Origin of the sequence: Pseudolabrys taiwanensis, from assembly GCF_003367395.1 — a bacterium.
GTDB lineage: Bacteria > Pseudomonadota > Alphaproteobacteria > Rhizobiales > Xanthobacteraceae > Pseudolabrys > Pseudolabrys taiwanensis.
Genome location: NZ_CP031417.1, coordinates 1,950,543 through 1,963,055, shown reverse-complemented (window position 1 = coordinate 1,963,055; position 12,513 = coordinate 1,950,543). Strand labels below are relative to the sequence as shown.

Below are 12,513 nucleotides of genomic sequence, written 5' to 3'. Positions count from 1 at the left end.
GCCACGCGGCATGCGCGGCTCGCGTCGGGCGCGAGCCGCGCCGCGACCTTGATCAGCAGCCGCCGTCGGCCGAGCAGCCGGTCACCTTCGTCGACCAGGCGCCCTTTTCGCCCTGCACGATGAAGAAGTGCTTGATGGCGTCGCCGTCGGCATTGAAGTGGATCTGGCCACCGAGGCCTTCATAACCCTTCAGGTTGGCCATGTAGTCGCGCAGCTTGACGCGCTCGGCGGCGAGCTGATCCGGTTTGCCGGTGATGCCGGCCTTCTTCACGCCGTCGATATACATGCTGACGATCTCGTAGATGTTGGCGTCATACATGCTCGGCTCGATTTCCGGCGGCAGGCCCGATTCCTTCTTCAGGAGCGGGGTGACATCGGCGACGAACTTCTCGGCCTTGGCGCCCTTCATGGTGGCGTAGAAGGTTGCCGGGGCGATGACCGGAATTTCCGGCGCGGCCTTGAGGATGGCCGAGGAGATCAGCGGCGTGCCGCCGATCACCGGCTTGATCAGGCCTTGGCGCTTCATCTCGCGGATGACGGTAATGGCCTGGCTGTAGTCGGCGCCGACGACGACGCCGTCGGGGTTGAGCGACTTGAGCTTGGTCACCTGCGCGGAGACGTCGAGATCGCCGGTATTGAACGAGATCAGGTCGTTTTCGTTCGAGACGGTGATGCCTTCGCCTTTGAACACGCCCGGCATGATCTTGGTCGCGATCGAATTGGAGACAGCGTCCTTCGCGTCGTAGATCACCGCGACGGACTTCACGTTGAAGGTCTTCTTGAAGTAAGGCACCGAGGCCTTGGCGAGGATGCCTTCATCGATGGTGTTGCGGAAGGCCCACGGACGATTCGCCTTGGCGACGCCCGGCTTGGACGAGGCCTGCGAGGTCGCGACGACCTCCAACTGGTTGGCGACGGGGAAGCTCACTTCGCAGGCGCTGGAGGTGAGGGGGCCGGCGATCGCCAGCACCTTGTCGTCGCCGGCAAGTTTGCGCAGCGCATTGGCCGCCTGCGCGGGCTTGGCGCCGTCGTCGAGGATGACGAGCTTGAGCTTGGCGCCGTTGATGCCGCCGGCATCGTTGACCTGCTTCTCCAGCATCTTGAGCGTCACGGTGTTGGCGCGGCCCCATTCGGCGAACGGTCCGCTAGACGGCACGACGGCGCCGATCACGATCTCGTTTTGCGCCTGCGCGCCGGCAAGGCCGGTGAGCAGTGCCGCGGCGGCGACGAGGCCGCCGGCAAATGCGTTACGCATTCCGATCATCTTCCATCTCCCGATACGCGCCTTGCCGCCGCTCTTTGCGCGAGCGGTGTTTGCGCTGTGACGTTGTTCTCACTCCGGCGGTCCGATGGGTGTGCCTCCCCACGCCCCGCACAGGAACAAACGCTAACACCGATCAACAAACTTGAAAAGCTTCGTTAGTTAGGCAATTATCGCAGGAAATCGATCTCAATTGCCTATTTCATCGGCAGGGAGCGAGGCCTAAGAGGTCGGGAATCAAGGGCTTTTCGCGTGTCTCTGCGTCAAACGGCCGCTTCGCGCTACGATGTTCGGATGCGCGCGAGACCGACAGGTTCAAGAGGATGGGAAGACCATGAGCGAAGTCAAAACCGGCGCCGACCACATCAAATCGCTGCGCGACGGCCGCACCGTTTATCTCGACGGCAAGCTTGTCGAGGACGTCACCACGCACAAGGCGTTTCGTAATTCGGTTGCGTCGTCCGGCGCGCTGTACGACTTTCAAGCGCGGCCTGAGAACATCGAGCTGATGACCTTTCAGCCGAACGGTTCGAACCGCCGCGTCAATCGCGCCTGGCAGATGCCGCGCAACTACGACGAGATGGTCAAGCGCCGCAAGGCGATGCAGGCCTGGGCCGGCGTGTCGTGCGGCTTCATGGGCCGCTCGCCCGACCACTTGGCGTCGGCGCTGATCGGCCAGCGCATGGGCATCCAGGTGTTCAAGAAGCACAGCGAAGCGCGCGCCAAGGCTTTCGAAGACTATGTGGACTATGCCACCGCGAACGATCTGTTCCTCACTTACGTGATCATCAATCCGCAGGCCGAACGCGCCAAGGACTGGGGCGACCAGGCCGAGGATCTGGTGGCGCGCATCGTCGACGAGGATTCGACCGGCATCACCATTCGCGGTGCCAAGATGCTCGGCACCTCCTCGATCATGGCCAACGAGGTGTTCGTCGCGAATCTGCAGCCGCTCAAGCCGGGGGAGGAGGATCTCGCCTTCTCTTGCGCGCTGCCGATGAATGCCAAGGGGCTGCGCGTGCTGTCGCGCAAGTCCTATGAGGACCACGCCGTTTCGATCTACGACAACCCGATATCGTCGCGCTTCGACGAGAACGACGCGTTGATGTACTTCGACGATGTGAAGGTGCCGTGGGATCGGGTCTTCGTCTACCGCGACACCGACACCTGCCGCGCGCAGTTCCACGACACGCCCGGCCACTCCTATCAGAACTATCAGGCGCAGATCCGGCTCTCGGTGAAGATCGCGTTCCTCGCGGGCCTCGCGCGCCGCATCACCGAGGCGATCGGCACGACCAAGATTCCGGCGGTGGCCGAACAGCTCGGCATGCTGGCCTCGCAGGTCGGCATGGTGAACGCGATGCTGTCCGGCATGGAGGCGTCGGGGTCGCAGTACGGCGAATACTGGATTCCGAACAAGCACTTCATGTATTCGGCGCAGGTCATCACGCAGGACCTCTACCCCAAGGTGATCCAGATGCTGCGCGAGCTCGCCGGCGGCGCGCTGATCATGCTGCCGTCCTCGGTGCTCGACTTCGGCAATCCGGAGATGGTGAAGATCATCGAGAAGACGCAGCGCTCGGCATCGATGGATCCCGAACACAAGGTCAAGTTCATGAAGGCGGCCTGGGATGCGATCGGCTCGGAGTTCGGCTCGCGTCACACGCAGTATGAAATGTTCTATGCCGGCGCGCGCTTCGTGACCTGCGGGCACTCGTTCCGGACTTTCGATTGGAACAACGCCACCGGCCTCGTCGAGGGGCTGCTTGCCGGCTACGACCTGCAAAGCGAGCTGAAGAAAGCGCAGGGCTAGTTGCTGTCATTCCGGGACACGCGCGAAGGCGCGTGGGCCCGGAATCTATACGCAACGCTTCGGATTGCGGAGGCCGGGCTCGTCCGCCTTCGCTGCACTTCGGCGGCCGCCCGGAAATGACACGCCGGATTATTCGAACGGCCGCGTCCGGGGGAAGCGCACCTTCACCAGCCTTCGAAGATGCTGGCGTCGCGCGGCGGCGTATCCTGGAAGCTCGCGTCAAGCCGGCGATAGCGGCCGCCGAAGAAGATGAGCGGCAGGTCTTGCCGATGCGGCGTGGTGCGCAGGCTGACGACGCGGCCGACGAAGATGTCGTGATCGCCGCCGTCGTAGCGTGCGTAGGACTCGCATTCGAACACGGCGAGCGCATTGGGCAGCACCGGCACGCCGGTCTCGCCCTCGAGCACGGTCAGACCGGTCCATTTGTCGCCGAGCGGGCGGGCAAAGCGGTTGGACAGGTCTTCCTGCTGCGCCGACAGGATGTTAACGGCGTAACGTTTGACGGCGGTCCAGGCGGCGAAGCTGTTGGCGCGACGGATGACGCTGAACAGAACCAAGGGCGGCGTGACCGACACCGAATTGAACGAACTCACCGTCATGCCGAGCCGCTCGCCGCTCTCGGTGACAGCGGTCACAATGGCAACGCCGGTCGGAAACGCTCCTAACGCGTCGCGGAAACGCCGGTCATCGAAGCTCACGGCAAGCACTCCCTTGTCTCGCCGGATTATTACCTTCTCCGAAAAGATATGTCACATCGCTTTATCGGCCGGCGCGGCAAGATGAGCGCGCGTGTTCTTTAATGATCCGCCGTGAAGCTCTGCGGAATCTTGCAATGCGCGACGCGCGCCTTGCGCGTCGTTTCCGGCGTGTTGCGGCTGCGGCCGACGAAGCGCGGCACGCCGTTGGTGACGACCGCGCCGACACCCATGATGTCCCCATTGCGTAAGGCGGAGAGGGCGTCGCTCTGCGAGCCGCCGAGGCAGGCGTCAACCAGCACGAGGTCGGCGTCGCGACCGGGCGCGATGATGCCGCTGTTCAGCCGGTAGACGCGCGCATTGTTGCCCGTTGCCATCGCAACCGCGATCTCCGGCGCGACGCCGCCGAGCGAGACGAGGTGGCTCATCGTATAAAGCATGCCGAGCGGCATGATGCCGCTGCCTGTCGGGGTGTCGGTGGCGATCAGCAGACGCTCGTTCTCTCCGGCCTCGGCCAGCAGCTTGGCGACCAGAAGCGTCGTGCGCAGATTGCCGGCGGTGCACACCTGCATCGCCACTTTGGATTCATTGACGAGGCGCGGAAAGTCGGCGTCGGGCATGGCGATGGGGCCGCCATTGACGTGATAGGACACGTCGACGCCGCCCTTGATCACGTGATCGGCCCAGATGCCGGTGGAGCCGGGGATCGACGAGCCGCCGGTGTGCATCATCGACACCATGCCGTGCTTGCGCGCGAGCGCGACATAGGGCGCGTAGTCGTACGGCGTCGCGAAATTGCCGAAGCCGGCCTTGGCGAGCCACACGCCTTGCGCCTGCATCTCGGCGAAGTCGGCGTCGGTAAGGCCCGGCTCGAGAATGACCGAGCCGGCATGCACGCGCATGCCGCCCGGCCGGTAGGTGTCGAACGATTTGCGCGCGGCGATCGCCAGCGCCTTGACGCCGGCAGGATCGCGCGGGCGGCCCGGCACGTGCACTTCCGAGGCGCTGATGCAGGTCGTCACGCCGCCGTGGATGTAGCTCTCGAGGAAGCCGACGGTCTTCTGTCGCGGCGTGTAATCGCCGAAGGTGATGTGCACATGCGAGTCGATGAGGCCGGGCATCACCATCATGCCGCTGGCGTCGATGGCGATATCGCTGTCGCCGGCATCGCCGGTCCCGACCGAGACGATCTTGCCGTCGTCGAGGACGATCGTATCGCCGGTGGCAACCGGCGCGGCGAGGTCGCCGCTGAGGATCTTGCCGATATTGAAGACCGCGACCTTCATCGGATCAGCCCTTCTTCTTGCGCGCCACGACCTCTTCGTGCGTCATGCCGCCGACGCGCGCATTGAGCCGGCCGCGATTGGCGATGCAGAAGATGACGGCGACTTCGTCGGGCATCGGCGCATCCGGCAGCACGATCGACATGCCGTCATAGTGCGAGCGCACGTAGACCTCGTCCTTGTGGTTCATCGGGATGTCGATCGGCGTGCCGGGGCCGCCGACCTTGGTGAACGAGGAAATCCAGGCGTCGCCGCCGCCGATCGCGTCGCGGATCGGATTGGCGAACACGGTGGTCAGCAGCGCGTTGGCGTGCTCCTGTTCGCCGGCGACGCCGACGATGCCGCCCTTGCCGTAGCTCTGCACCTCGTGCGGTCCGAAAGCGGCGAGGGCGATCCGGGCCATCTCGTGGCCGAGCGCGACGCTGTCTTCGATCATCGGCTTGAGGTCTTCGACGTAGCGGCCGGCGAACGGGTTCTCGACCACGGCGACGGCGGCCACGCGCCGCAACGGCTGCGCGGCGCGTTTGCCGGCCTCTTCCTGACGTTCTTCGAGGATGGCGAAACTGCGCCGGATATGAATGGTCACCGCGGTCTACTCCCTGCTTGGCGGCGCATCCTCCCGATTGTCAGACAATCTGTCAATCGCTAGGATGCCCTTATGGACATGCGCGTCGCCGTCACCTCCGTGCTGCAGCAGGCCGTGGAAAAACTGCGCGCCGCCATTCTGGCGGGCGTGTTCGCGCCGGGCGATCGCCTGGTCGAGGCCGATCTGTGCGCCCGGCTCGGCGTCAGCCGGCCGTCGGTGCGCGAGGCGTTGCGGAGTCTCGAGGCGGAGGGGCTCGTCAGCATCATCCCCAACAAGGGCCCGCAGATTCCGGTTCTGAGCTGGGAGCAAGCGGCGGAAATCTACCGCGTGCGTGCCTTGCTCGAGGGCGAGGCGGCGGCTTTATGCGCGTCGCGGGCGGGGCCCGACGCGGTCGCGCGCATGCGCGGCGCACTCGATCTTTTCGCCAAAGCCGTGCGCAGCGGCGATAGCGCGCTGCGCCTCTCGGCGACCGCCGACTTTTACAGCGCGCTTCAGCAAACCGCCGGCAACACGCTGATCGACGATTTGCTGCGGCGCTTGATGGCGCGCATCAATTTCCTGCGCGCGCAATCGATGTCGCGGCGCGATCGCGCGAAATCGAGCCTGCAAGAGATGCGCGCCATCTTCGAGGCGATCGTCAAAGGCGACGCCGATGCGGCGCGCCGCGCGGCCGAGCGTCATGTCGAGAATGCCTCGCTTGCCGCGCGGCAGGCGATCGAGAACGCGGGCGCGACGATACAGTGTCAGCCACAGCGTGGCACAAAGAGCGCCCACCGCGCCCGGCGGTAGGGCGCCGACGCGACGGGCCGTCGATTACGATACGATGCGCGGTTCTTGACGCTGCGACTGATCGATCACGTCGGCAACGGCGCTCCACATCTGAAAGCCTTCGTGATCGCCCTTGGCGTTGAGGGCGGCGGCCGTTTCCCTCGCGCGCTTCACCGCGCTGCCGCGATAGCGTCTGCCGAACTGGCGGGCAAACATCTCGACGGCATCGTTCTTGGTCGGAATCCACATAAGTGACCCCAGAGCCCGTAAACATCGTGGGCATTATGCGATGGCAGGACGCTCACCGGCCTAATTCTTACATGTCAGAATTCTGACATCCATAGGGCAGCTCCTTCAAAACAGCGATAAATTAGTCGTATGCGCGTGGGGGAGGTCGAACAAACGATGATTTCCTTCTTCCGCTCGGCTCTTCGCACTGACTGCGATCTGGCATGTCATATGACACGGTCTGTGCAGCCATCTATGAAGGGCCGCAATCGATTTTGCCAATTGCTCAATACGATAGCCATCAGCGAGGAATTGCTAAGTATTATCGGACATAAGGCATTATCATGCACGATGTGGGCAAATTGTCATAATGGCCCGCTAAATCTGCCGTGAGCTCGAATTCCGCGTTTTGATCTGTGTTAATCGGGTGGGTTCCATGCTCGCATGGGTCCGAGACGCGTATGGTGGCTGGGCTGTGTTGGCCGAGCGTAGACAAGATTGTGTGTGTCATGAGGACTGTGACAGCGCCCGGCATCGCGATGTCCCGGCGATCCAGCGGGGGAGGGCGTCTCTCGGCCCTGTTCTGCGTTGGTCTGATGTGCGCAAGCGTTCTTATCTCCGCGACGATGGCGCAGGAGAAAAGTGAACGCCAAAGCGCGGCCATCGCCTTCGATATTCCCGCGCAATCGCTCGCTACGGCGCTCGAGCTTTACAGCGAACAGAGCGGCGTGCACGTCATTTACAAAAGCGGCTCCAGCGTCGGACGCCGCTCTTCGCCGATAAAAGGTGATTACACGCGTGAGGATGCGCTGCACGGTCTTTTGGGTGCGAATGAGTTGATCGTGCGCTATGCCCGCGCGGATTCCGTTATTCTCTTGAACCCGGCGGAGGCACAGCGCGACGAGCCTCCGGAGCTGCAGCGGGCGACCGCCGATATCGCGCTCGACACATTGCACGTCTCGCGGCCGCAGAACGAGCCGGATCCCAATGCGCTCGCCAGCTATATCGGTGTCATCCAGCAGGATGTGCAACAGGCTTTGCGCAAGCGCGGCAAAGCCTCGTCCGGCAGTTATCGCGTCGGTCTCGAGCTTTGGGTCGATCCGTCGCGTACGATTCAAAAAACGCAGGTCTTCCGGTCGACAGGCGACCGCGAACGCGATTTGGCGGTTGCGGAAGCGCTCCAAGGTGTGGTCATTCGGCAACCGGCACCGGCGCACACGCCGCAGCCGGTCCGTGTCATGATTGTTGTCAGGTCGCTTTGAGTTCGCGTCGTGCCGAGTGAAAAGAACGAAGGCCGAAACGATCCGCTGCCGGCGAGCGTCGAAGCTCAGGCGGTGCGGGTGCTGAGCCGGCACACGGTCGCAATTCCCTCGTTCGATGGCCGGTGGCTGATCGGCATCGTCGTCAGCGTTCCGGTTCTGGTCGGAGCGGGAGTCTATTGGCTTCACCAGCAGCCCGAAGGGACGGCGAGCCGCTCCAACGGGCCGACCGTCGAGGTGCGCCTGTTGCAGGAAGCGCCGCCGGCACCCACACCCGTCGTGGCGCTGCGTCCGACACAAGAGCTCAGCAGCCTGCAAACCGACCCGTTGCTGGACGCGCCGGATCGGGCCATTCCCGAGGAGACTGCCCCGGTCACGCCGGCGCCCGCCGAGCGTCCCTCGATGCCGAACGTGTCGCAACCGCCGTCGGCGGCGACGCCGCGCGCGGCCATTCCGAACGGCGAGGCGACGGCCTTTCAACGGGTGCTTGTCAGTCATATCTCGCGCTACCGCCGCTATCCGTCAGGCGTGCGTTCCGGCCAGATGAGCGGCGTGGTGCAGGTGATGTTCGCCATGCGCCGCGACGGTACCGTCATCGAGACCTGGGTGAGGACAAGCTCGGGCGATTGGCTACTGGATCAGGCGGCGACGGAGACCGTCCTGCGCGCGCAACCGCTGCCGACGATCCCGCCCGATCTTCCCGATACGCTCACGGTTCTCCTTCCTGTGTCCTTCGACGGGCGGTGACCGCGCGATCCGCGCGTTAAGTTTCTGTATAGCGAGGAAGATTTCCGTGGATTTCAGCGCGCATACCAATGTCATCTCGCTGTCATTTGTGATCGCTACGCAAGGCTAAGGGCACCTGCGCGGACAATTTCCGTCGCGCAGATGTGAGTGGGGTAGTTTCAGTGAGTGTGTCGAACCGCAGTATCTTGCAGGCCGTGCTCACTGCCGACTACGACGGCTTGGTGCGGCGTCTCGCCCGCAAATTCGGGTGCGCGGACTTCGCCAGCGAGGTTCTGCACGACACGTTCGCGCATCTCGAGCGCGTGCCGAACACCACGGTCGTGCAAAGCCCCAAGGACTATCTGTTTCGCACCGCCCTCAATGTCGGCAAGAACCGGCGGCGGGCCGAGCGCTATCGCGCGTCGGCGGCGGAGATCGACGCCATCCTGGACGTCGCCGACGAGTCGCCCAGTCCGGCGCAGGCCGTCGAAGCCCAATCCGAAGTCGAAGCCCTGGTGCAGGTGCTGGCCGAGCTGCCGACGCGTTCGCGGCAGATTTTCGAGGCGGCCCTGGTCAACAACAGGCCCTATGCGCAGATCGCCGACGAACTCGGCGTCTCGCTGCGCACGGTGGAGCGCACCGTGCAACAAGCCGTCGAGCATTGCGCGCATCGCCTCGGCCGCGATGTGATGCGCCGTGCAAGCGGGCCGCGCCGGCGCGCCTGAGTACCGCAAGCCATTAGCATTGTTGCTGTCGCGGTCGCCGCAGCGATGGTTGCTGAGGGTTTGCGTTCCTTTGCATCGCTGTTCGGGATAATTTATTCCGCAATCGATTCGGAATACCTCGTCATCAGGTGTCTATTGCATTAAGAAGCCCGCTTGCCGCGACCTATGCGAGGGGGGAGGTCGAATGGATTGCACATTCCGGGGGCTTTGCCCCGTATTTCGAGCGCAGTCGCTTGCCGGTCAATCCCGCTTCATTCTGAGCGGTCAGTGAGCGCATTTGTGAACGGGCACGACGAATCCTCCGAGGATCCGCTGATGCGGGCTGCGATCGCCTGGGTCGTCCGGCTGCGCTCGGGCGAAGCGACGCAGGATGATTTGCAGGCTTTGCAAGCCTGGCGCAAGCAGAGTTCCGAGCACGAGGAAGCTTTTCGACAGGCAGCGCTGTTGTGGCGTGACCTGAAGCAGGCCGCCGACCATCTCGAGCAACAACGGTCGTCGCGTATTGGTGCGCTCAATCCCGCGCGCTGGAGCATGTCCCGCCGAATGTTCGTCGGCGGCGCGGTGGCCGCATCTGTCTCCGCTTATCTTGTCTATGACCCACCGATGGATCTGTGGCCTTCGCTCCGGGAGCTTTCGGCCGACTACCGCACGCGTAAAGGCGAAAGGCAGGATATCGCGCTCGTCGGCGGCGTGACGGCAACGTTGAACACGCTGACCAGCGTTTCCGTATTGTCGTCGCGCGCCGACGATCCGCGGATCGAACTCGTCGGCGGTCAGGCGGCGATCACGGTGCGGCGTCGTGCGAGTGAAAACCCGTTGATCGTGCAATCGCTTGGCGCACGCGTCGTCGCGACCCGGGCGTCTTTCGATATGCGTTGCATCGACGGCCGCCTGTCGGTGACCTGCACCGACGGCCGCGTCGACGTGGAGTATCAGCAGGGCCTGGTTCAGCTTGATTCCGGCAAACGGGTCGATTTCTCGCGCGCTACCGGTCTCGGTCTGGCGTCGCCCGTCGATGCCAACACCGCCACCGCTTGGCAGCACGGCCTTCTCATCGTGCAGGATCGCCCGCTCGCCACGGTGGTTGAAGAAGTGAATCGCTATCGGCCCGGTCGCATCATCATCACCGATGCGACCCTCGGCCGGCGTTTGATGAGCGGCACGTTTCATCTCGAACGCCTTGATAACTTTCCGATTCAGGTCCGCGAGCTGTTCGGCGCCAGCGTGCGCACGCTTCCCGGCGGCGTCGTGCTGCTCGGCTGATCGCGCCGTTAATCGTTCAATTCATAATCGTAAAAAAAGTTTTCCCCGCGCCTGACGGAATAGCCGTCGACCGCGTGTCTTTAAGACATGAGGTTCTCGAAAGCGGCCGCGCTGCCGCCTTCGAGAGCTTGCGGTTATTCGGGCTCGGGGGACGTAGTGACGCGACGGGATTTCGTACTTCGCGGTGAAGGCGCTTTTTCTCAACCTAAAAAGCATCGTCTCTTCGCGCTCGGGCTTGCCGTTGGCGGCCTCGCTGCGGCATTCGCCAATCCGGCCGCCGCGCAGCCGGCCCAGGCCGACTCCGCAGGCGCTTCGCAAGCGGCGCCGGCCGCGCCGGGACAACCGGCGGCCGCCGCGCCCGCGCAACGTTTCGATATCGACGAGTTTCGTGTCGATGGCGCCGACAATCTCGCGCAAATAGATGTCGAAGAAGCGGTCTATCCGTTTCTCGGCCCGAACCGTACGCCGGAAGACGTCGAGAAGGCGCGTGCCGCGCTGGAAAAGTCGTATCACGACCGCGGCTATCAGACCGTCAGCGTCGGCGTTCCGGCTCAGAACGTCGCCAATCGCGTCGTTGTTCTGAAAGTCGTCGAAGGCAAGGTCGGCCGGCTGCGCGTCGTCAACTCGCGCTTCTTCGACGTCAGCAAGATCAAGAAGAATGCGCCGTCGCTGAAGGAGGGCACGCTGCCCAACTTCAACGACGTCACGAAGGACATCGTCGCGCTCAACCAGTGGCCCGATCGCCGCGTGACGCCGGCGCTGCGCGCGGGCGCCGCGCCCGGCACCGTGGACGTCGACCTGAACGTCGAAGACAAGCCGCCGCTGCACGCCAGCGTCGAGTACAACAACCGGCAGTCGCCCAACACGACGCGGACGCGCGTGAGCGCCACGGCGCGTTACGACAACTTCTGGCAGCTCGGCCATTCGTTGAGCGTCAGCTATCAGGTGGCGCCCGAGCGCCGCAGCGACGCGGAAGTCTGGTCGTTCTCCTACCTCGGCCGGCTCACCGACTGGACCAGCCTTCTCGTCTACGGCGTCGACTCCAAGAGCGATGTCGCGACCATCGGCGGCATGAACGTCGTCGGCCCCGGCGAGACGGTCGGCGCGCGCCTCGTCCTCACCTTGCCGATGCGCGAGAACTACTTCCACTCGTTCTCGTTCGGCGCCGACTACAAGCATTTCGGGCAGACCGTCGCGCTCGGTAGCGACGCCTTCTCGACACCGATCACTTATTACCCGTTCACGGCGAGCTACGGCGGCACGTGGCAGCAGGAGAGCTTCCTGACCCAGTTTAATCTGGGCGTGACCGCGAACCTGCGCGGCCCGGGCAGCGATTTCATCGATTACTGGAACAAGCGCGCTTACGCCGACAGCAACTTCGTTCACTTCAACGCGGACCTGTCCCAGACTATCGATCTGCCGGAAGGCATACAGCTCTTCGGCCGCGTGAAGGGACAGCTCGCCAACGGTCCGCTGCTCTCCAGCGAGCAGTTCAGCCTCGGCGGTCTCGACACGGTGCGCGGCTATCTCGAATCCGAGACGCTCGGCGACGACGGCGTCGCCGGCTCGATCGAGTTGCGCAGCCCCGACGTCGGCACCTGGCTGCAGTCTCAGATGAAGGACGAGACCGGGCAGGGCAGCGCGCGCTTCACCGTCATCAACGAGTGGCGGGCCTTCGCCTTCGTGGACGCCGGCACCGTCCGCATTCAGCAGCCGCTTCCCGAGCAGCAAGCGCGCTTCGATTTGTGGAGCGTGGGCGTCGGCACGCGCTTCAAGCTGTTCAGCAGCGTGAGCGGCATGGTCGCTCTGGCAGTCCCCATGATGTCGCAAGGCGAGACGCAAGCACGTGACAAACGCGTCCTCTTCAGCGCGATCGGAGAATTCTGATGTCCCAAAGGTGGCCTTC

12 protein-coding genes are annotated in these 12,513 nt (G+C 63.9%); 7 read left to right on the top strand and 5 right to left on the bottom strand.

Features of this window, described 5'->3' with window-relative positions; all coding sequences use genetic code 11:
* Positions 1-52 precede the first annotated feature (52 nt).
* The gene (locus tag DW352_RS09440; RefSeq protein WP_162826877.1) at positions 53-1,255 is read right to left on the bottom strand and encodes an ABC transporter substrate-binding protein; all 1,203 of its coding nucleotides are present in this window, start codon (positions 1,253-1,255) and stop codon (positions 53-55) included.
* Positions 1,256-1,595: 340 nt separating this feature from the next.
* On the opposite strand from DW352_RS09440, the gene DW352_RS09435 reads away from it, so the two are divergent.
* On the top strand, positions 1,596-3,074 hold the full coding sequence (locus DW352_RS09435; protein ID WP_115690616.1) for a 4-hydroxyphenylacetate 3-hydroxylase family protein: 1,479 nt from the start codon (positions 1,596-1,598) through the stop codon (positions 3,072-3,074).
* Between the two features lie 164 nt (positions 3,075-3,238).
* On the opposite strand, the gene DW352_RS09430 is transcribed toward DW352_RS09435, so the two are convergent.
* The 3 genes from DW352_RS09430 to DW352_RS09420 all read right to left on the bottom strand — a co-directional run bounded on the left by DW352_RS09430 (position 3,239) and on the right by DW352_RS09420 (position 5,638).
* Positions 3,239-3,772: a flavin reductase family protein gene (locus DW352_RS09430; RefSeq protein WP_245434385.1), complete on the bottom strand. Its 534-nt coding sequence runs from the start codon at positions 3,770-3,772 to the stop codon at positions 3,239-3,241.
* A gap of 98 nt (positions 3,773-3,870) precedes the next feature.
* Complete coding sequence (locus DW352_RS09425) at positions 3,871-5,055, bottom strand: amidohydrolase family protein (protein WP_115690614.1); 1,185 nt, start codon at positions 5,053-5,055, stop codon at positions 3,871-3,873.
* 4 nt (positions 5,056-5,059) lie between these two features.
* Positions 5,060-5,638, bottom strand: a complete 579-nt coding sequence (locus DW352_RS09420) for an amino acid synthesis family protein (RefSeq protein ID WP_115690613.1) — start codon at positions 5,636-5,638, stop codon at positions 5,060-5,062.
* Positions 5,639-5,710: 72 nt separating this feature from the next.
* Here DW352_RS09420 and DW352_RS09415 point away from each other — a divergent pair, with 72 nt between their 5' ends.
* Positions 5,711-6,427: a GntR family transcriptional regulator gene (locus tag DW352_RS09415; RefSeq protein WP_115690612.1), complete on the top strand. Its 717-nt coding sequence runs from the start codon at positions 5,711-5,713 to the stop codon at positions 6,425-6,427.
* Between the two features lie 24 nt (positions 6,428-6,451).
* Here DW352_RS09415 and DW352_RS09410 read toward each other — a convergent pair whose 3' ends face one another.
* Positions 6,452-6,655, bottom strand: a complete 204-nt coding sequence (locus DW352_RS09410; protein WP_115690611.1) for a hypothetical protein — start codon at positions 6,653-6,655, stop codon at positions 6,452-6,454.
* Between the two features lie 440 nt (positions 6,656-7,095).
* On the opposite strand from DW352_RS09410, the gene DW352_RS09405 reads away from it, so the two are divergent.
* The 5 genes from DW352_RS09405 (at position 7,096) to DW352_RS09385 (ending at position 12,494) form a co-directional block, all read left to right on the top strand.
* Entirely contained in the window at positions 7,096-7,896 is an 801-nt protein-coding gene (locus tag DW352_RS09405) for a TonB C-terminal domain-containing protein (protein WP_115690610.1), read from the top strand.
* Positions 7,897-7,905: 9 nt separating this feature from the next.
* Positions 7,906-8,640 (top strand): TonB family protein, encoded by a 735-nt coding sequence (locus DW352_RS09400; RefSeq protein WP_115690609.1) that lies wholly within the window; start codon positions 7,906-7,908, stop codon positions 8,638-8,640.
* A 161-nt stretch (positions 8,641-8,801) separates the two neighbouring features.
* Positions 8,802-9,344, top strand: a complete 543-nt coding sequence (locus DW352_RS09395) for an RNA polymerase sigma factor (protein WP_162826876.1) — start codon at positions 8,802-8,804, stop codon at positions 9,342-9,344.
* A gap of 267 nt (positions 9,345-9,611) precedes the next feature.
* Complete coding sequence (locus tag DW352_RS09390; RefSeq protein ID WP_245434384.1) at positions 9,612-10,607, top strand: FecR family protein; 996 nt, start codon at positions 9,612-9,614, stop codon at positions 10,605-10,607.
* Between the two features lie 87 nt (positions 10,608-10,694).
* Complete coding sequence (locus DW352_RS09385) at positions 10,695-12,494, top strand: ShlB/FhaC/HecB family hemolysin secretion/activation protein (RefSeq protein WP_115690607.1); 1,800 nt, start codon at positions 10,695-10,697, stop codon at positions 12,492-12,494.
* Positions 12,495-12,513: the final 19 nt, after the last annotated feature.

Excerpts from the sequence above, each read along its gene's own strand:
- DW352_RS09440 (WP_162826877.1), bottom strand. The coding sequence starts at position 1,255 with ATGCGTAACGCATTTGCCGGCGGCCTCGTCGCCGCCGCGGCACTGCTC.
- DW352_RS09435 (WP_115690616.1), top strand. The coding sequence starts at position 1,596 with ATGAGCGAAGTCAAAACCGGCGCCGACCACATCAAATCGCTGCGCGAC.
- DW352_RS09425 (WP_115690614.1), bottom strand. The coding sequence starts at position 5,055 with ATGAAGGTCGCGGTCTTCAATATCGGCAAGATCCTCAGCGGCGACCTC.
- DW352_RS09415 (WP_115690612.1), top strand. The coding sequence starts at position 5,711 with ATGGACATGCGCGTCGCCGTCACCTCCGTGCTGCAGCAGGCCGTGGAA.
- DW352_RS09410 (WP_115690611.1), bottom strand. The coding sequence starts at position 6,655 with ATGTGGATTCCGACCAAGAACGATGCCGTCGAGATGTTTGCCCGCCAG.
- DW352_RS09405 (WP_115690610.1), top strand. The coding sequence starts at position 7,096 with ATGGTGGCTGGGCTGTGTTGGCCGAGCGTAGACAAGATTGTGTGTGTC.
- DW352_RS09385 (WP_115690607.1), top strand. The coding sequence starts at position 10,695 with ATGAGGTTCTCGAAAGCGGCCGCGCTGCCGCCTTCGAGAGCTTGCGGT.